General features: G+C 47.6%; 22 protein-coding genes. 14 read left to right on the forward strand and 8 right to left on the reverse strand.

Annotated elements, in window-relative coordinates; genetic code table 11:
* Window positions 1–11: 11 nt before the first annotated feature.
* Window positions 12–1514, forward strand: a complete 1503-nt coding sequence (nhaB, locus tag XMA152_RS06955; protein WP_173481532.1) for a sodium/proton antiporter NhaB — start codon at window positions 12–14, stop codon at window positions 1512–1514.
* A gap of 143 nt (window positions 1515–1657) precedes the next feature.
* On the forward strand, window positions 1658–2524 hold the full coding sequence (locus tag XMA152_RS06960; RefSeq protein WP_173481533.1) for a prephenate dehydratase: 867 nt from the start codon (window positions 1658–1660) through the stop codon (window positions 2522–2524).
* A gap of 687 nt (window positions 2525–3211) precedes the next feature.
* Here XMA152_RS06960 and XMA152_RS06965 read toward each other — a convergent pair.
* Both XMA152_RS06965 and gcvA read right to left on the reverse strand, forming a co-directional pair.
* Window positions 3212–3679 carry a hypothetical protein gene (locus XMA152_RS06965; RefSeq protein WP_173483152.1) on the reverse strand — a complete coding sequence of 156 codons (468 nt, stop codon included), beginning with the start codon at window positions 3677–3679 and terminating at the stop codon, window positions 3212–3214.
* A 5-nt stretch (window positions 3680–3684) separates the two neighbouring features.
* Window positions 3685–4596: a transcriptional regulator GcvA gene (gene gcvA / locus XMA152_RS06970; protein WP_173483153.1), complete on the reverse strand. Its 912-nt coding sequence runs from the start codon at window positions 4594–4596 to the stop codon at window positions 3685–3687.
* Between the two features lie 122 nt (window positions 4597–4718).
* Between gcvA and XMA152_RS06975 the strand changes: the two genes are divergently transcribed.
* Entirely contained in the window at window positions 4719–4898 is a 180-nt protein-coding gene (locus XMA152_RS06975; RefSeq protein ID WP_173481536.1) for an RSP_7527 family protein, read from the forward strand.
* 35 nt (window positions 4899–4933) lie between these two features.
* Here the strand turns inward: XMA152_RS06975 and tcdA are convergent, their stop codons facing one another.
* From tcdA to XMA152_RS07005, 6 genes are read right to left on the reverse strand one after another with little or no spacing between them, the layout of a single operon-like run.
* Window positions 4934–5743, reverse strand: a complete 810-nt coding sequence (gene tcdA, locus XMA152_RS06980; RefSeq protein ID WP_173483154.1) for a tRNA cyclic N6-threonylcarbamoyladenosine(37) synthase TcdA — start codon at window positions 5741–5743, stop codon at window positions 4934–4936.
* Window positions 5733–5948, reverse strand: coding sequence for a hypothetical protein (locus tag XMA152_RS06985; RefSeq protein ID WP_173481538.1), 216 nt, complete (start codon window positions 5946–5948; stop codon window positions 5733–5735). Before XMA152_RS06985 ends, tcdA begins: the two co-directional genes overlap by 11 nt.
* Window positions 5949–5961: 13 nt before the next feature.
* Window positions 5962–6645 (reverse strand): TIGR01621 family pseudouridine synthase, encoded by a 684-nt coding sequence (locus tag XMA152_RS06990; RefSeq protein ID WP_173483155.1) that lies wholly within the window; start codon window positions 6643–6645, stop codon window positions 5962–5964.
* Window positions 6642–7370 carry a DnaA regulatory inactivator Hda gene (gene hda / locus XMA152_RS06995; RefSeq protein WP_173483156.1) on the reverse strand — a complete coding sequence of 243 codons (729 nt, stop codon included), beginning with the start codon at window positions 7368–7370 and terminating at the stop codon, window positions 6642–6644. The genes XMA152_RS06990 and hda overlap by 4 nt, the downstream gene beginning before the upstream one ends.
* A complete protein-coding gene (locus XMA152_RS07000; RefSeq protein ID WP_173483157.1) occupies window positions 7370–8443 on the reverse strand; it encodes an AI-2E family transporter in 1074 nt (357 codons plus the stop codon). Before XMA152_RS07000 ends, hda begins: the two co-directional genes overlap by 1 nt.
* Entirely contained in the window at window positions 8443–9456 is a 1014-nt protein-coding gene (locus XMA152_RS07005; protein ID WP_173483158.1) for a hypothetical protein, read from the reverse strand. The genes XMA152_RS07000 and XMA152_RS07005 overlap by 1 nt, the downstream gene beginning before the upstream one ends.
* 127 nt (window positions 9457–9583) lie before the next feature.
* On the opposite strand from XMA152_RS07005, the gene purM reads away from it, so the two are divergent.
* From purM to XMA152_RS07060, 11 genes are all read left to right on the forward strand, one after another.
* A complete protein-coding gene (purM, locus tag XMA152_RS07010) occupies window positions 9584–10642 on the forward strand; it encodes a phosphoribosylformylglycinamidine cyclo-ligase (RefSeq protein WP_173483159.1) in 1059 nt (352 codons plus the stop codon).
* A gap of 2 nt (window positions 10643–10644) precedes the next feature.
* Window positions 10645–11283, forward strand: a complete 639-nt coding sequence (gene purN, locus XMA152_RS07015; RefSeq protein WP_173483160.1) for a phosphoribosylglycinamide formyltransferase — start codon at window positions 10645–10647, stop codon at window positions 11281–11283.
* Between the two features lie 18 nt (window positions 11284–11301).
* Complete coding sequence (locus XMA152_RS07020) at window positions 11302–11988, forward strand: DUF3108 domain-containing protein (protein WP_173483161.1); 687 nt, start codon at window positions 11302–11304, stop codon at window positions 11986–11988.
* On the forward strand, window positions 11981–12217 hold the full coding sequence (locus XMA152_RS07025; RefSeq protein ID WP_173481546.1) for a YfcL family protein: 237 nt from the start codon (window positions 11981–11983) through the stop codon (window positions 12215–12217). Before XMA152_RS07020 ends, XMA152_RS07025 begins: the two co-directional genes overlap by 8 nt.
* Before the next feature lie 158 nt (window positions 12218–12375).
* Window positions 12376–13239, forward strand: coding sequence for an MBL fold metallo-hydrolase (locus XMA152_RS07030; RefSeq protein ID WP_173483162.1), 864 nt, complete (start codon window positions 12376–12378; stop codon window positions 13237–13239).
* A gap of 15 nt (window positions 13240–13254) precedes the next feature.
* Window positions 13255–13674, forward strand: coding sequence for a TIGR01244 family sulfur transferase (locus tag XMA152_RS07035; protein WP_173483163.1), 420 nt, complete (start codon window positions 13255–13257; stop codon window positions 13672–13674).
* A gap of 26 nt (window positions 13675–13700) precedes the next feature.
* Window positions 13701–15458: a sulfate permease gene (locus XMA152_RS07040; RefSeq protein WP_173483272.1), complete on the forward strand. Its 1758-nt coding sequence runs from the start codon at window positions 13701–13703 to the stop codon at window positions 15456–15458.
* Window positions 15459–15519: 61 nt separating this feature from the next.
* Complete coding sequence (locus XMA152_RS07045) at window positions 15520–16419, forward strand: lysylphosphatidylglycerol synthase domain-containing protein (protein ID WP_173483164.1); 900 nt, start codon at window positions 15520–15522, stop codon at window positions 16417–16419.
* A 74-nt stretch (window positions 16420–16493) separates the two neighbouring features.
* Window positions 16494–17495 carry a glycosyltransferase family 2 protein gene (locus XMA152_RS07050; protein ID WP_173483165.1) on the forward strand — a complete coding sequence of 334 codons (1002 nt, stop codon included), beginning with the start codon at window positions 16494–16496 and terminating at the stop codon, window positions 17493–17495.
* Window positions 17495–18952: a glycosyltransferase family 39 protein gene (locus XMA152_RS07055; protein ID WP_173483166.1), complete on the forward strand. Its 1458-nt coding sequence runs from the start codon at window positions 17495–17497 to the stop codon at window positions 18950–18952. Before XMA152_RS07050 ends, XMA152_RS07055 begins: the two co-directional genes overlap by 1 nt.
* Window positions 18942–19589: a phosphatase PAP2 family protein gene (locus tag XMA152_RS07060; RefSeq protein ID WP_173483167.1), complete on the forward strand. Its 648-nt coding sequence runs from the start codon at window positions 18942–18944 to the stop codon at window positions 19587–19589. The genes XMA152_RS07055 and XMA152_RS07060 overlap by 11 nt, the downstream gene beginning before the upstream one ends.
* Window positions 19590–19608 lie beyond the last annotated feature (19 nt).

A 19608-nucleotide genomic window follows, 5' to 3' on the forward strand; every position in this document is an offset into this window, starting at 1 on the left:
AAGGACCCTACATGAATCAATCAACCATGTCGGCAATTACCCGAAACTTTTTGGGCAACTCGCCAATTTGGTACAAGCAAGCAATCCTTTTCTTCCTTGTAGCCAACCCTATCCTACTTTTAACAGCTGGCCCTGTCGTAACAGGCTGGTTGCTAATTTTCGAATTCATTTTCACACTGGCGATGGCGCTTAAATGTTACCCACTTCAGCCGGGTGGTTTGATTGCGATTGAAGCGGTCGTGATCGGCTTAACCGATCCACATAACGTATACCACGAGATCAACGCCAACTTAGAAGTCATCCTTCTGTTGATGTTCATGGTTGCTGGTATCTACTTCATGAAGGACCTTCTTCTATGGGTCTTCACTAAGATACTGGTTAAAGTTCGCTCTAAGACAACGATCTCTCTACTTTTCTCTATCTCTGCAGCCTTCCTATCGGCCTTCCTAGACGCGTTGACGGTGACTGCTGTATTGATCAGTGTTGGTGTCGGTTTCTACTCGGTCTACCACAAGGTCGCTTCGGGCAAAAATAACGACTCGGCACACGACCATACGTCTGACCATGACGTTCATGAAGAGCGTCGCCAAGACCTAGAAAACTTCCGTGGTTTCTTAAGAAGTCTCTTGATGCACGGTGCTGTGGGTACAGCACTAGGCGGCGTCTGTACGCTAGTCGGTGAGCCACAAAACCTGTTGATTGCCCAGAAAGCTGAGTGGACCTTTATTGAGTTCTTCGTACGCATGGCACCGATCACTATGCCTGTACTGGCGGTTGGCCTTCTAACCGTTGTAGTACTAGAGAAGACCGGCACCTTCGGTTACGGCGCTAAATTGCCTGAGAACGTTCGCCAAATTCTGGTTGATTACGATAAAGATCAATCGGCTAAGATGACCAAGAAACAACGCGTTAGCCTAATCGTTCAGGCTGCAGTGGCAGTATTCCTAGTCATTGGTCTAGCCTTCCACTTGGCCCCAGTGGGCATGATCGGTTTGACCGTAATCATTCTATTGACCGCCTTTAACGGCATCACAGAAGAGCACCAGATCGGTAAAGCCTTCGAAGAGGCACTCCCTTTCACCGCGCTGCTGGTTGTCTTCTTTACAGTGGTATCAGTGATTCACGATCAGCACCTGTTCCAGCCGATCATTCACATGGCACTTTCACTAGAGCCAAGTCAACAGCCGTCTGTCTTCTTCATTGCAAACGGTGTGCTATCGGCAATCTCGGATAACGTATTTGTTGCGACGGTCTACATTAATGAGATTCTAGCGGCATTGAACGCAGGTGATATCACTCGTGAACAGTTTGACCACCTAGCAGTTGCTGTAAATACCGGTACTAATATCCCATCGGTAGCGACTCCTAACGGTCAAGCAGCGTTCCTATTCCTGCTAACCTCTGCGATTGCTCCGTTGATTCGCCTCTCGTACGGTACGATGGTGTGGATGGCACTGCCTTACACGATTACGATGTCGGTAACCGGTCTGCTTGCAGTCATATATGCACTCTAAAATCTGACTTGAATAAAAGCCTGCCCTGCTCACGCTCGGCAGGTTTTTTTATCTTTAAAACTTCCCTCAGTCCTCTGAAGGCTATTGGCCGAGTAAAGAGATGTGCAATAATATCGCTTTAATTCTCTCATTAAGCAGTTGATATGACAGACCTACCCGCAAAAATCGCTTATCAGGGTGTTCCTGGTGCCTACTCTCACCTCTCTTGTACCCGTGTCCACCCAGAATTGGAGGCACACGCATGTGAGAGCTTTGCTGATGCAATGTTTATGGTTGAACGTGGTGAAGCGCGTTTAGCGATGATCCCACTTGAGAACAGCACTGCCGGTCGTGTCGAAGAGATCTACCGCTTAATGCCTAAGACTCAACTGCACATCATTGCTGAACACTTTGAGCCGGTTAATCACTGCCTACTCGCTATTCCGGGCACTAAAGTTGAGCAGCTAAAACGTGTTTGGTCACACCCCCAGGCGCTGGCACAGTGTGATGGCAACATTCGAGCACTAGGACTTGAACCTATCGCGGCACTTGACACGGCAGGCTCTGCGTCGGATCTTTCAGAGAATCCAGATCCAGAGCTAGGCGCTATCGCCTCTTCACTTGCTGCAGAACTCTATGGTTTAGATATCGTCAAAGAGGGGTTTAGAGACGTCGAAGGTAATACCACGCGCTTCTTAATTCTGGCACGTGACAGTAAGGTGCCGGAATACGATGCTGACAAAGAGTTCATGACCTCGATCCTGTTCACCGCTCGAAATATCCCAGCCTCGCTGTATAAAGCATTGGGTGGTTTTGCCACTAATGGCCTGAACATTCTTAAGCTGGAAAGTTACATGGCTTCGGATACGATGCAGGTCACTAGCTTCCATCTAGATGTGGCATCGCACCCTCAGGAGCCTGCCATGCAGCTAGCCCTACAAGAGCTTCACTTCTTTGCTAAAGAGGTTCGCGTCATGGGCACCTATGCCGCACACCCATTCAGAAAGAGCAATCTAATCATTGAAGAGTAGCCTTATTCCGCACCGCAGCATACAGGATTGAGTCTTATAAATAAGTTGACTTAAAAATCAGCTTTTACATATTGTGCACCGCACAAATAAGACTTATATTTAATACATGCCTAATGGATTAGGTAACGAACAAATCCCTTGTGTTCGTTTTCTTCATTTTTCATCGATTGAAGATTCCTTTTTTAGCCCCGCAGTGCGGGGCTTTTTTATGGCATAAATGTTTAAAGCGAATACCCAGCCTAAAGGCTGGCCATTGGCACTTTTTGGTCAGCAAAAAGTACCCAAAAACTGACCACGCTCACTCGGCCTGCGGCACGCTCCGTTCAATGATTTTTCACTGAAGTCCAATAGTACACTGCAAAGTCGGCTCCTGCCTCCGTTGCAGACTTCGGCCATCCGGGCCTCAGCCGATTGAACTCTTAACCGTGAAAAACCATCGTACTCACTCTCGATCGGACGTGGACAAATCGGCACGAGATTCGAATTTGGCATTTTGTTGGAGGGGTCTTGAAAAGGCCGCGATTGGTACTAGTTATAACTTTGCTATTAGCACCGGTGTCTGGCTTTAGCCTGACATCCACTCTCTCAACGTCTTCCAGAAAGGTAGTAAAGCCTACTAGCGGATGACAGGCTGAAGGCCTGTCACCGAAAAGATCGCCACATCTTCGATATGGCTCCAACAGAAAATCACTCTGCCTCAAAAAAGAAATCGACGGGATAACTCTCGCCATCCTGTTCGGTAATGATCAAGCGAGCCTTCCAGACCATTAACCCGGTCGTGCAGACTGAGAGTTCGGTGACTCCCGACCAACTCTCACCATTAAATTTAATGGGAGTCTGATTGATGCCCATATACTCCGTAGTCCCTTGCAGATCGAGCCAAGCACTCTCGGGTTGTTGCCCATCGACTGTAAAGCTGAATGTCAGAGGTACCAGCGATTTAGCCGGTTTGGGATTCATGCTGAGGCTCAACACCCTGCTCTCCTCGCTATCGGACGGGAGTTCAATAGCACAGGTCTCGAAATTAACGTCGCAATCCGTTGTTATGGGATCCCGCTCTAGGAAGCCACTCAACACCGACTGCAATAGATAGACGCTGACACCCAAGGGCAAAATGATCAGCAGTGCCGTTAGGAGAGGCTTAACACGCTGCATTAAAGTTAGCTTCCAACGTTAGCGGCATCGATATCCGCTTGCATCTCTTCCAGAATCCAGTCACGGAACGCCATCATTGCAGGCGTAAGTCCATGATTCTTGCGGTAGACAAGATAGAAAGCGTTATGGCTATCCAAACTGATATCAAAGGGCGCGATTAAACGACCGCTCTCTAGCTCTCGGCCCAACAGAGCGGTATCTGCCAGTGCTATACCGATCCCTTCTGATGCCGCCGATACCGCCAAGGAGGTGCTGGAGAAGGAGATGGTTTTGTTAATCTCGGTGATGGAGATCCCCTGCTCTTGTAGCAGCTTTGTCCACTCATGACTGCGACCTGATACATTAATCAAGGTGTGGTTTAGCATGTCTTTGGGCGTGTTAAGCGGCTCTTTACCCTCAAGGAGCTTGGGACTCATGACGGGTGTCAGAAAGATATTACGCATCATATGCGACTCGATTCCTTTCCAATGGCCAGTACCATAATAGACCGCCATATCAGTCTCAGAGTTATCAAAATCGATGTACTCAATCGAAGATTCAACTCGAAGCTCTACTTCAGGAAAGCGCTCTTGAAAACGCGTGATGCGTGGTACCAACCAACGTGTCAAAAAGGCCGGCGCGATGCTCACCTTCACCACGTTGGTATTAGGCGCTGCAACCAACCTGCGTGTCGCCTGCTCCAGTTCGTCTAAGGCTATCTGTACAGAGGGTAAATAACGTTCCCCTGCAGCCGTCAACGAAATGGTTCGCTTCTCACGTTTAAAAAGCTCAACACCTAAAAACTCTTCAAGTGACTTCAACTGATGGCTAACCGCCGATGGCGTGACACAAAGCTCTTCACTGGCGCGGTTGAAGCTACCATGGCGGGCAGCAGCATCGAACACGCGAAGAGCGTTGAGTGGTGGTAAGCGTCGCATAGGAGATTCCTGTAAGTGAATTTAACTCAACAATAAATCAAAAAAGGATCGTTTGTCGAGAGCCTTATACACCTTTAGTATGATCACAAATTGAACAGCGAAACGATTTAGAGGAAATGAACATGCCTTACACATACGCAACTGTAGATCTAGAAGCAGCAATCAAAGAAGCTCAAGCACTTCGCAGCCAAGCACTGGCTGAGTTGGTTGACACTACAAGCAAACGTCTAAGCCGTGTTTTTGTTAGCGAACTTCGCACGACTCGCGAATCAGCGCTAGCACGTCTAACTCAGGCTGCTTAAGCCTCCAAAGCATATTGCTCTTTGGCCGGTCAGGCTCAGCTCTGATCGGCCTGTTTTCTCTCTCGGGCGACACGCTCACTCATTTTGATCAACACTCGGCTTACCGCAACATTTGCGAACGCAGCCGTGACTGAAGTAACTGCCCCTAAGCCGCCAGAACAGTCTAAACGCACATCACTCTCACCAAAGTTTTTTGTCGCACAGACAGATCCATCCAACTGTGGATACCTAGCCTGCTCCTGCGAGAAGACACACTCGACACCAAATCGTTTACCGCTTCGACTGAACCCGAAATGACGTTTCAATATTGAACGAACCTTAGCGGCCAGCGCATCGTGCTGAGTTTTACTTAGATCAGCAACTTCAATTTTAAGCGGATCAATCAACCCACCAGCCCCGCCGGTGGTAACGATCGGAATCTTGCGGCGACGGCAGTACGCAATCATTGCCGCTTTAACACCGGCACTATCAATGGCATCGACGACATAATCAATCGGCTCAACCAATAGGTCAGTAAGATTATCTTGCGTCGCAAAACACTCATGCTCGTGAATAATTAAATCGGGATTAATCTCGCGCGCACGATCCGCCATCACCTGAACTTTGGAGGCACCTAAATTTGAGCTAACCGCATGCATCTGGCGATTCGTGTTTGAGACACAAATTTCATCTAGATCAATGAGGCTAAGCTCACCGATACCACTCCGGGCAAGCGCCTCTACCACCCAGGAGCCAACGCCACCTAAACCGACAACGGCAACATGAGCCTTGTGAAACTTTTCGAGTGAATCAGTGCCATAGAGGCGCCCAATACCTGCGAATCGATCAAGGTAATCAGAATTCATCGTCTGTAATCTCAGTCAGAACAACCTCTCCACACATCTGGCATTTCCCTTCCAGAAAGATAATACCGTGCAGTTCGTACTCAACAGGATCACTCATACCCAGATCCACTTTCTGACAATGGTCGCACCAGGTATGCAGTAGCAGCTCTTCACGATCCTCTTTGCTGCGCAGTGTAAAATCTCTAATGACTCGATCATCACTCATAACTTTTGTCTCATTAATTCTGGTTCTTAAGCCAATGTTCTGGCCAATAGTTGCCATTTTCAAGTTGCTTCAGCTTGTCGATAAAAGTGTTTTTGTTGAACCACTCACCTTCTAGAGGGGCTGCCTCTATCTGAAAAGCCTCTTTTTGGTACTGAAATGCGATACGCCAAGCATGCAGGTAGGTACGATCAGAGGGCTGGCCATATCGCTGGTCACCGAGTATTGCCGCACCTTCACTTTTCAGGGCGACTCGAATCTGGTGCGTCTTACCGGTTTTAGGTCGACAGACGAAGAGACGTAAACCCGGCTCAATAGAGAGTGAAAAGAAGTCAGTAATAGCAGGGTTAGACTGAGTTTTGAGCAGCTTATAACTTCCATTCCGCGCCGCTGCCATATCACCTTTGATGCGACCCTGCTTTCGTTTCGGCTTGGATTGGCTTAGGGCGAGATAAGTTTTTTGAATCGACTGTTCACTGAACAGGTTTGATAGCTGCGCGGCTGCTTCGGCATGTTTAGCGAACAGAAGCACGCCCGATGTCACCTTATCTAACCGGTGCACCATCCAAAGTTTTAACCCAAACTGTTGTTCAGCAATAACCTGAAGTCCTATCTCCCCAGACTCAGAGTGCATCCCAACACCTATCGGCTTGTAGATGGCCATAAAATCGGGGTGATCAAAAAGGCATTGCAGCGTCACAGCCAACCCAACACCTGTTTAGCAAAGGGGATGGTCAGTTTTCGTTGCGCCTGCAAAGAGGCACGATCCAACTGATCTAGGTATTCATACTGCTTGGAAAGATCTCGCTCACCATGATTCAGTAGATACTGTGCAACCTCATCAGCTAACACTAAGCCTCTAGCGGCAGCTTCCTGTTGAATTGCTTCCCGCTTCTGCTCATCCGAGAGAGCCTCCAGCTTAAACGTCAGCCCCCAAGCCAAACGTGAGCGAAGGTCTTGAAGCTCTATTTGACTATTTGCGGGCGAATCCACACCACTGATCAGCAGTGAATGACCAATGCCTCGAATGCGATTAAATAGATGAAACAGCGCCTCTTGCCAAGCTGAATCACCAATCACAGAGTCCACATCATCCAAACAGACCAGCTGAAAATGCTCTAACCCCTCAAGCATCTCTACTGACAATTCATCAGTTTGACTCAGTGGTAGATAGATCGCAGAAATACCGAGGAGATCTGCCTCGTTACAAAGCGCCTGAAGAAGATAACTCTTGCCGGTATTTTCGCGACCGTATAAATAGACAAAGGACTCTTGAGACTGACCCTCTTGTCTATTAATCAAACCCTTTAACGCCGGTATTAATGCGCTCTGTTGAGACTGCACAAAACGAGATAGCTTAGCGTCACTGCGAAGCTGAACACCTAAAGGGAGTTGCTGAGGAGTATTCTGCGATGAGTGAAACATCAGACTGATTGTTCATCCTGATCAACTGCGTGATGGTATAGCGAACTCTGTTTATAGCCACTGTGAAGGTGTGACAGTAACACGCGAATGACCGCCGCTACTGGCAACGCCAATAATACACCAATGAAACCAAACAGCTGACCACCTGCCATAATCGCAAAAATGACCGCAACCGGATGAAGACCGATCTGATCACCAACGAGTTTCGGAGTCAGGACCATACCTTCCAGTAGTTGGCCGACAATAAAGACCGCCGCCACACCCAGAAGAATGGTCGGATCTTGGAACTGAACATAGGCCGCAACCGAAGAGGAGAGAATGCCAATGATCACGCCAAGGTAAGGAACGATACTCGCCAACCCTGCAATCAATCCTAACAGCAGAGCAAGATCTACCCCGAGAAGTGCCAAGCCGATCGCATAGATAACACCCAACACCAGCATGACCACTAACTGCCCTTTCATGAAAGCACCGAGGACAAAATCACACTCTTTTGCCCAAATTGAGACTTTAGGCTCCAAGTTTCTGGGCAACAACTCGGCGATGTTTGCGACCATCGTGTCCCAATCTCTCAACAGATAGAAAGTGACGACTGGAATCAAAACCAGATTGGCTAACCAAGCTGCGATAGCCAATCCAGATTGTGTAATAGAGGAAATTAGAGCGGTCGCGATTGAACCGGTACTCTGCCAGTGTTGAGCCAACACGGCTGTAATTTGAGCCAGATCCGGTTTAGCAATAGAAATGCCTAGGTTAGCTTCAATCAGAGGGATCAACTCGTTGTTTACCAGTTCAATAACCACTGGCACACGTTGTGCCACAATCTGAATTTGATGTGACAACTGCGGAATCAGCAGCAGTAATGCGCCTACCAGAACCAATGCTAAGGAGGTAAATACAATAATGACAGCCGGGGTTCGGCCTATGCCTTTTGCCTCTAATCGATCAGCAATAGGGTCTGAAATGTAAGCTAATAGAGCACCAGCAACAAAGGGACTTAACACCGGAGCCAATAGATATAGAAGGATTGTGATAACAATTAGAACTGAGAGAATAAACCAACGCTGCTGCATTATTCGATCACTTCTTCAATTGATGGAGTGATTTCTGCCTCAGGCACAAGAGTAGCATCACTATCAGTAGACAAAGGCTCTAATAAGGCTTCAAGGGTTGCTGGCTCTTCCAGCTGAAAGGGTTTGTACTGGTAAGCATCAATACCCGTCTCCTCTAACCAAGATTGTTCAACCAATAGAGCACTCAGTTCGGCAAGCCCGAGATCAGAACCCACCACTAAACGAGTTTCAACGTCGTTCATCTGTGACACATACAAAAATTTAACACCGTCTGTCTCACGTAGTTTACCTGTCACTCGTAACAGTGAGGAGAGATCATCCAGTCCTGTCACGCTGATCTCATGACCACTGTGTTGATAGTTACTGGTAACAATCTCAGAACTCTGTGTGGGTAAAACGGGTGCAGCGGATTCAACAGCAGAGATAACGGGAGCCGCAACCTGATCTACCTGAGCCGTTGGAGCTTCAACCCTTTCCGGTTTAATCGATTCAACTTTTGCGGTGTTAACATTTGGCTGCTCGACTATTTCATCAGCGGTGGAGCGCTCATCAATGGCCGGACCCTCCTCTAAGTCCAGTTGCATTTTTAGCCAACTCACACCCAAGGCAAGCCCATCACTGGTCACGGAAGTGCGAAGATTTTGACCTACGCCCTCTTTAATAAAACGCCAATTGATACCACCCTCGTTCAATTGCACGAGCACTGCCGCACCATTACCGGTGCCAGCTGCACTGCGCTGAAGTGTTTCATCAATGGATTGTCCCTTAACCAGTTGAGGGTAGAACAGTGGCCCGACGCCAAATTCACTGGGCAGTGCGACTGAGATGGATTCAGATCGACCTTTTTCGACCAAGAATTGCACCCAACGAGCACTCTCTTGCTCAGCTTTGACCGGCGATTCGCGCCCATCAACTGGCCACAATAGTAGATCTTTAGCCACCGCACTCACTGAGCAAGTCAGTAGAGCTGAAGCTAGAGCTAGAACCTTGATTTTCATTAAATGGCGAGACATCAAAAAACCTAAGAAAAAATCATCGCTAAATTTGCTAAGAACTGTAACACACAATAGCTCAGCGGTGCGCAAACTGATAGAATTCACAACCTATTAAATTCGCTTTCACCCCTGAGGTTAAACACAGATGTCTAGCAATACCAATACCCCTTCAATCAGCTACAAAGATGCTGGAGTCGATATCGATGCAGGTAACGCCCTTGTCGAGAAAATAAAAGGTGTTGCTAAACGCACAGCCCGTCCAGAAGTGATGGGTGGTTTGGGTGGCTTTGGTGCTCTGTGTGAAATCCCGGAGGGTTACCGCCAGCCAGTACTGGTCTCCGGCACCGACGGTGTCGGTACTAAACTGAAGTTGGCCATGGATCTTGGCCGTCATGACACCATCGGTATCGACTTGGTGGCTATGTGTGTTAATGACCTAGTCGTTGCTGGTGCAGAGCCACTATTCTTCCTTGACTACTACGCTACAGGCAAACTGAATGTCGATATGGCGGCAGACGTTGTATCCGGTATTGGTAAAGGGTGTGAACTGGCCGGTGCCGCACTGGTCGGTGGTGAAACAGCCGAAATGCCAGGTATGTACGAAGGCGACGATTACGATCTAGCCGGCTTCTGTACTGGCGTTGTCGAAAAATCAGAGATCATTGACGGTTCTAAAGTACAAGCCGGTGATGCTCTAATCGCACTGGGCTCATCGGGCCCTCACTCAAACGGTTACTCACTGATTCGTAAGATTCTTGAAGTGTCTAACGCTGACCTAAACCAACCAATGGGCAAGGGTACGCTCGCAGATGCACTGATGGAACCTACACGCATCTACGTTAAATCGGTTCTTGAGCTAATCTCGAAGGTACAGGTTAATGCGCTGTCTCACATCACCGGCGGCGGCCTTCTAGAGAACATCCCACGCGTACTTCCTGAGAGCGCAAAAGCGGTGATCGATACCAATAGCTGGGAGATTCCAGAAGTATTCCGTTGGATTCAAGCCGGCGGCAACGTTGATCAAACAGAGATGTACCGCACCCTAAACTGTGGCGTTGGCATGGTGATCTGTGTTCCTGGCAGCGAAGCTGATAATGCCATTGAGATCCTATCAGCCGCTGGCGAAGAGGCTTGGCTGATCGGCTCAATCGCAAAAGCTGCCGCGGGCGACGAGCAAGTTGAGCTGGCAGGTATGAGCCACTAACGATGAAGAAAATTGTAGTTCTAATCTCAGGGTCGGGATCGAATCTACAAGCCATCATAGATGCTACTGCCAACGACCAGCATTGCCGAGTTGTTGGCGTTCTCTCAAACAGAGAGAGTGCCTATGGTTTAGAGCGCGCTAAAAAAGCCGGTATAGAGACAGCTGTGGTTGATCATACCCATTTCGATTCACGCCTTGCGTTTGATAGTGCACTGATGGAGCAGATCGATGCATGGCAAGCGGACCTCGTGGTATTAGCTGGCTTCATGCGGATCTTGACCGACGAATTTGTTCAGCACTTCAGCGGTCGACTTCTCAACATCCACCCCTCTCTTCTGCCTAAATATAAAGGCACCAACACCCATCAGAGAGCATTGGAGGCTGGCGATACAGAGCATGGCTGTACTGTGCACTTTGTCTCAGAAGAGCTGGACGGCGGAGCTGCCATCATTCAGGCTGCTACCGACATCGAGCAAGGCGACACTGTTGATTCATTGATCCAAAAAGTGCATCAGCTAGAGCATCAAATCTACCCACTTGCAGTCTCTTGGTTTGCCTCTGAACGCATCACTCTAGAGAACAACCGAGTCTTCCTAGACGGATCACCTTTGGGTGAAACAGGCTACCTTTACCGAGTGTAAATGAGGATTAATGGGAAGATGAGAAGTTGGGTAGCACTGTTATCGATACTTCTTATCGGCCCATCCTTTGCTCAACCTACCCCTTTTAAAGCCTCTTACAGTGCCAACATCGATCTTTTAATTGATGTTCCAGTGACTGCGACACGAGAGCTCGTTAAAACCTCCACAGGAACCTGGCGATTTACCAACAGAGCCTCAGCGTTTATGGCCAAGCAGAGCGAAACCAGCGAGCTCAAATTCAGTCATGGTGAGTGGTCACCGCTCTTATACAACTACGAGCGCAGTCTGTTTGGTCGCTCACGCTCTATCTCAGTTGACTTTGATGAGGCTGGAGGCCGAATTACAACACTGGTCAATGGGGACCCCTGGAATCAACCTTGGGAGAGTGCAGTTCAAGATAGGCTCAGTTACCAGCTTCAACTCAGAGAAGATTTAAAGTCAGGGCGGCAACAACTTGACTATAGAATCGCTGATGGTGGGCAGATCAAGAGCTATCAGTTTAATCGGCTTGGCGAGGAGTTACTGAGAACCCCTGCAGGAACTTTTCTATGTGAAAAATTGCAACTGGTTAGGGCCGGCCAACAGCATACGACTCTTATCTGGATGGCAAAAGAGCTCGACTACCTCACCATACGTTTAATCCGAATCGATGCAGACGGCAAAGAGCACCTTCTTAACTTAAAATCCGTGGAATTTTATGATTGATTTAAAGACCCTATCGGATCAACTGTTAGAGCTTGAAACCGTCTCACTGGACAACCCTGATCAGCTGTTTGCGATCTCCTATATCAGGGGGCATATCGATCTACTTCATAGCCAAGATGCAAAACTGAATCTAGCTCAATTGATCACTGAGATTACCGAATCATTCAAGGTCGACAAGATGTCAGCAACCGATCAATCACTTGTTTTAGAGCTGTTGAATTCATTTTAATTCTTAGACTCTACACCTTCGAATAAATCCCCTTTACATCCCCCGTCGTAATTGACAATTCGCAAATTAAGAGTAGGATACTTACCTTAAGCTATAAGCATATAACTAAAGTCTAGACAGACCGTTAATTGCACCTTAAAAGCTAGATGGAGCATCCAATGCAGCCTATCGTTAAAACCTTCTTTGATGAACCCACCTTTACCTTCAGCCACGTTGTTTCAGACTCTGAAACGAAAGAGTGTGCAATTATCGATTCCGTTCTCGATTTCGATTACGCGTCAGGTAAAACTGATCGAGTATCAGCCGATCAAATCATCACCTACATAAAAGAAGAGGGACTGCAGACCAAATGGATTCTTGAAACTCACGTTCATGCCGATCACCTATCTGCAGCACCCTATTTAAAGGATCAACTGGGCGGCACCTTAGCCATTGGTGATCACATCACTGTAGTACAAGATGTTTTCGGCAAAGCGTTTAATGCCGGTACAGAATTCGAACGTGATGGCAGCCAGTTTGATCATCTATTCAAAGATGATGAGTCATTTAATATCGGCTCAATCGCTGCAAAAGCGATCCACACACCCGGACACACCCCTGCTTGTATGAGCTATTTAATCGGTGACGCTCTGTTTGTGGGTGACACCTTATTCATGCCTGACTACGGAACCGCGCGTTGCGATTTTCCTGGGGGCGATGCAACAACACTCTATCAATCAATTCAGAAGCTATTCACCCTACCGGATGAGACCCGTGTCTTTATGTGTCATGACTACAAGGCACCTGGTCGTGATGAGTACCAATTTGAAACCACCATCGGTGAAGAGCGCCAGCACAATATTCACGTCAGCGTAGAGCATGATCAGGCTGACTTTATTCAAATGCGTGAATCACGTGATGCAACACTTGATATGCCTCGCCTGATTCTGCCGTCGGTTCAAGTCAATATGCGTGCTGGTCACCTGCCACCGGCTGAAGATAACGGGCAGCGCTACCTAAAAATTCCGGTAGACCTTTTCTGATTAAGGAAACATTTCATGGATGTAAGAAAACTCACCGATTCAATCAGCGTGTCACCTCAAGTAGCGATTGAAGATATTAAGTCCATTGCTGATGCAGGCTTTAAAACCGTCATTTGCAACCGACCAAACGGCGAGAGTGAGGATCAACCTGATTTAGCACTGATTGAAGCGGAGTGTCAGAAGCTAGGGTTAACCTACGTCTCTCAGCCCGTTATCTCTGGCAACATCAGCGACCAAGATGTTGAGGCATTTGATCAATTCTTAGCTTCTGCGCAAACCCCAATCTTCGCTTTTTGTCGCACCGGCACTCGCTGCACCATGCTATGGGGAATGGCAGAAGGGTCAAGACAGGAAGCCCAAGCGATTATCGATAAGGCCGCTAATGCTGGGTATGACCTTAACGGAATTAGAGCGCGAATCGAGGCACGTCAGTAATAAAGCAGCGTTTTCTGCTTTTCAGGATTAATACTTTGAAGAACTATTTTCCGATTTTAGACTGGGCAAAATCGTACAATAAGCTGACGCTGACCAACGATCTTATCGCGGCAGTGATTGTAACGATCATGTTGATTCCTCAATCACTGGCCTATGCTCTGCTTGCTGGATTACCGCCAGAGGTGGGTCTATATGCAAGTATATTGCCGCTGATCGCTTACGCTATTTTCGGAACCAGTCGTACTCTAGCCGTTGGCCCTGTTGCTGTTGTTTCACTGATGACCGCAACCGCTTTAGGTAGCCTCGGACTTGCCAACACCACCGATTATATTGCTGCTGCCGGTGCTTTGGCGCTCATTTCGGGCACCCTGCTAATACTGATGGGCTTTTTCAAATTGGGCGCGATGGCCAATCTGCTCAGCCACCCGGTGATATCCGGCTTTATTACCGCCTCTGGACTGATCATCGCCGCCAGTCAGCTAAAACACATTCTTGGCATCAACGCGTCTGGCCACAACCTATATGACATTCTCTCTTCAATCATCATTCACCTAGAAGACACCAACATCCCGACTCTGATTATCGGCGTCTCTGCGACAGCCTTCTTGTTCTGGACCCGTAAGAGCTTAAAGCCACTTCTGCTTAAAACCGGGATGAACTCAAAACTGGCTGATGTCATTGCCAAAGCGGGACCTGTTTTGGCTGTAGCCGCCACAGCCTTTGCGACCTACTACTACCGCCTAGAGCTTGAGGGGGTCAAAGTCGTTGGTATCGTTCCAACAGGACTACCCGAGTTTGCACTGCCACATTTTGATGCAGAACTTTGGCAACAACTGCTCATTTCAGCCATGCTGATCAGTATTGTCGGTTTTGTTGAGTCAGTCTCTGTTGCACAAACACTGGCAGCAAAGCGTCGTCAAAGAATTGATCCCAGCCAAGAGTTGATTGGCCTAGGCGCATCCAACGTAGGTTCAGCGGTATCTGGCGGCTTCCCAGTGACAGGTGGATTCTCTCGCTCCGTTGTCAACTTTGATGCCGGCGCAGAGACACCGGCAGCGGGCGCATTCACAGCAGTGGGTATTGCAGTCGCTACCCTCTTCCTAACACCGCTTCTATTCTTCTTACCCAAAGCGACACTGGCCGCAACCATTATTGTTGCCGTTCTGTCATTGGTCGACCTCGGCGCCCTAAAACGCACTTGGAGCTACTCGAAGCCTGACTTCATGGCAATGCTGGCAACCATACTGCTGACGCTGTTAGTCGGTGTAGAAGCAGGCATCATCGCCGGTGTGACCTTATCGATCGCACTGTTTCTGCAGCGCACGAGTAAGCCACACGATGCGATTGTCGGCCGAATTCCCGGTACAGAGCACTTCCGTAACGTCGATCGTTTTGAAGTGGAGTACGATGAGAAGATCATCACACTGCGTATCGATATGAGCCTCTACTTCGTTAACGCACGTTATTTAGAAGATCGTGTCTACGATCTGATTGCCCAACAGAAAGGGGTCCAGCACTTTGTTCTGATGTGCCCAGCCGTCAACCTGATCGATGCATCAGCCCTAGAGTCTCTTGAAGCGATTAATCAGCGTCTTAAAGACTTTGGAGTCTGCTTCCACCTGTCAGAGGTAAAAGGCCCGGTGATGGATCAGCTTAAGAAGAGTCATTTCCTAAACGAACTGACTGGCCAAGTATTCCTCAGCCAATACCAAGCCTGGTGCACTCTTCACAACGAGTCCGATACGCGCATGAGCAAATGCGCCAAAGCGGCTTTGTCCGACTAAAGACAGACATTAGAGTGGTTTAATGGCACACTGAAGGCTAACTTTAAGTGTGTATGGTTTTATGAGTAAAACGCTTCGTTGGTTTATCGCGACCACTCTATTTTTAGCCCTAGCGATTGGAGTTGAGTTAACAATCGGGTGGAGATCCATTCTCGAAGATTGGCAGACTCTCTCTATAACCAATCTACTCTTTTTAACCCTGCTCACCTTTATCTCATACCTCCTAAGAGCTGAGCGTGTCTTTAACTACTTTGCCTCTGAATCACACTCCCGCGTTAGCTACATAAAGATCAGCTTTTTACATAACGCGCTGAATAACTTTTTACCGATGCGACTCGGCGAAGCCGCCTTCCCACTGCTGATGAAACGTGAATTTTCAGAATCCATGCTGACCACATCGGCGGGGTTGCTGGTGATTCGCTTGATGGACCTTCATGTTTTACTACTTCTTGCTTCGTTTACCCTCTTCTCAGTAACACCCCTGCTGGGAGGCATAGCTTGTACAGCCCTTATCTTGTTACCACTGTTAATGAGAGTTGGAGGAGAGTCACTAATCCGTCTATTTCCAGAAAAAATTAGGAACTTACTCAATAAAGTTGAACACCTATGGCCAAAAGACTACAGGCTGTTAGGCAAAACCTACCTTATGACTTTACTGATATGGATTGTGAAGTTGGTAGCACTTATTCTAATCCTAATGAGCTTCCTTAATATCGACTTTTTCAATGGTGCACTGGCTGTCATATTGGCCGACATTTCAGGCGTTTTGCCGATTCATGGACTAGCAGGTTCTGGCACTTATGAGGCTGCAATGTTAGCTGCTTTATACCCGATGGGATTTGAAACCATAGAGGCAGTAAAAGCGGCCATTAATGTGCACATCTACCTTTTGGGCGCGTCACTGCTATCTGTCCCTATTGCGCTACTTCTGCCCAGCCCTAGCAGGAAAACTAGCTTTTAAAAAGAGACGACAAACTTTGTTAAGAGTCAGCCATAAGGTATGATTCACCACTCAAATCCAGACACGAGATCACCATGTCAAACAGACCCACCCTCTCCGTTGTAGTTCCTATGTATAAAGAGGAAGATGTCGCACAACTGCTTGTCGAGCGGGTTCATGATGGTCTTTCTGATTACCAAGGTAACTGGGAACTTGTCTGTGTGGACGATGGATCACCCGATCAGACGGTAGACCGCTTAAAGGCCGCCGCAGAACAGTTTGGTAATCAGGTTAGAGTCATTGAGCTGCAACGTAACTTTGGTCAGACAGCTGCCATGCAAGCGGGTATTGATGCAGCACGTGGTGAACTGATCGTGACGATGGATGGGGATCTACAAAACGATCCTAAAGACATCCCTAGAATGGTCGATGAGCTCATTGAACGTGACCTCGACCTACTCCAAGGCTGGCGAGTCAATCGTCAAGATGCCGCCATCAAACGCAAACTGCCGTCAAAAATTGCCAACCGTTTGATTGCAAAAATCACCGGGGTAAAACTTCACGATTACGGCTGCAGTCTTAAAGTGTATCGCGCGTCCGTGCTTAAACAGGTGCGTCTGTTCGGTGAAATGCATCGCTTTATCCCCGTCTGGGTTGCTGGTGTCACCTCACCAAGACGGATCGGTGAAACACCTGTAACACATCACGCTCGTGAATTCGGTGAGTCTAAATATGGCATTAGCCGAACCTTTCGAGTGATTATCGACATCATCTCCGTTTTCTTCTTTCTTCGTTACAAAGCACGTCCTGGACACTTCTTTGGGTCGATTGGTCTGGCATCCGGTGCCATCGGCGGTGCTATGCTGAGCTGGCTATTTGCCGTGAAATTTTTCTTAGGCGAAGACATCGGCAGCCGTCCAATGTTGATGATCGCCATCTTTTTGATCTTGATGGCTTTGCAGTTTGTAACCACTGGCGTTATCGCAGAGATGTTGAGTCGTATCTTTTTCCAAGATAATCGAAGCGCCAGTTTTGTTGTTCGTCCATCAGCTCCCATTGCTGATGATGAGTGCTGGAAAAGAGCTGATCACGAGTAATGCTAACGCTGTTTAGAGATCGCAGTTTTCAATTTCTGTTATTTGCGGCTGCGATTCTATTTGCTTACCGTGAATGGATTACGCAGTCAGCACCGATTCACCTCTTTTTTGATGAAGCCTACTACTATGGCTGGTCGCAGAGCCTAGACTGGGGCTATTACTCTAAGCCACCAATGGTGGCATGGCTGATTCGACTCACCACGGATCTATTCGGTAGCAGCGAGTGGGCAATCAAACTGGCCTCCCCGCTTCTCTACTCAATCACTTCGCTTATCCTGTTCTCGATTGGTCAACGTCTGCACTCGACTAGAGCAGGACTTTATGCCGGCTTACTGTTTCTTACCATGCCGCTGGTTAGTTTCAATTCGTTGTTCATTACCACTGACGCACCTCTGCTCTTTTTCTGGACATTAGCTCTTTTGCTCTTTTTGAAGGCACAGCAGTCCAATCAATGGGTAGTATGGATGGCTGCTGGTATCGTAGGTGGACTGGGGTTGCTCTCTAAATACACCTTCATACTCTTTCCGGCAGGCTTTCTAGTCTACGCTGCGATTTCAAAAGAGGGTCGCGAACTCCTAGCTAACCCCAGATTTTGGGTCGCCTGTGGCATTGCTATTCTATTGCTACTACCGAACCTGTGGTGGAACTATCAACACGACTTCATCAGTTTTCAGCACACGGCTGAGATCTCTCAACAATCTGAATCCAGTTTCAGCATTGTTCGTTTAATCGAATTTTTGGCTACTCAACTTGCCGTAGTTGGCCCCGTGAGTGCACTAGCGCTTTTCGCATCAACTTTCATGCTAAAAAGAGTGAAAGGTACAAAGCTTCTATGGGCAATATTCATACCCATCTTTTTGGTTATCAGTTTTCAAGCACTCTCAGCACGAGCCAATATTAACTGGGGTGCACCGGCTTACATAACCGGTGTATTACTGGTAGCGATTCTTTTATCACTCAGAAACAGCCACAAAATACTCACCTTGGCTGTGAGCATCAATCTATTATTAATGATTGGCTTTTATCACTACACATCAATTCAAAAGGGTCTAGGGTTCGAACCAACCCCGAAAAACAATCCTTACTCCAGAATCCAGGGTTGGTATGAACTCTCTGAAGAGATTGCCCCATCATTAGCTCAGTACCCTGAATTAATTGTTGCTAGTGAATCTCGCAAAGTTGCCGCCTATTTTGGTTTCTACCGTGATCCAAAAAATTTAAATGCAAGAGCGTTAGATTTAGACAATCACATTAAGAGTCACTACGAACTCCTCTACCCTGTCTCAAATGAACCGGAAGCGAGCTTTTTATTTTTAAGTGAGCGAATGGATGCAAAATCACTGGAGCGTTATTTCAATCAAGCAGTACATTTAGATTACAAAAAAGTGACTGTCATGAAGGGGCTTGAGCGACAGGTCTATGTCACACTAGTCAGAGGTTTTAAAGATGACAATTAGGAGTGACCTCTTACTAACCATCTTATCAGTGATCCTATTTACTACACTGCCAAATTTAGATCTTTGGGTCTCTTCACTTTTTTATGATGGTACGTTTTTCTCAAAATCATCTCTCTTCTTTGGCTCAATCTACTGGCTATTTGCTTATCTTCATTTTGCAATCTTGCCGATTCTTATTATTCTTGCGATCTATTTCTGGATGACGACCACTGATAAAAGTGACCCTTTTCAAAAAAGGATCTATACCTTTTTGTCACTCTCTTTGATTTTAGGCCCGGGCATATTGGTTAACGCCCTGTTGAAAAACAACTCGATCGGCCGTGCTCGCCCGTCACAAATCACCGAGTTTGGCGGGCAAGCAGACTTTACTCGTGCCTTTGAATATTCAGGCGCCTGTGACAGCAACTGCTCGTTTGTCAGCGGTCACGCGTCGATGGGATTCTTCTTTATCGGCTTGGGCTGGTTAATGCAATCTAAGCGCTGGTTCTACATTGGTTTAGGAATTGGCGTGATTGTTGGTATCACACGGATTGTCCAAGGTGGGCACTTCCTATCCGATACTGTCTTTGCACTCTGGGCGGTTTATTGGGTGAACATGGGGTTGGGCAAGATATTAAAGATCAAATCCCCCATTTAGAGCGGCTGACAGGCTAATG

Source organism: Marinobacterium sp. xm-a-152, from assembly GCF_013282965.1.
In the GTDB taxonomy this organism is placed as follows: domain Bacteria; phylum Pseudomonadota; class Gammaproteobacteria; order Pseudomonadales; family Balneatricaceae; genus Marinobacterium_E.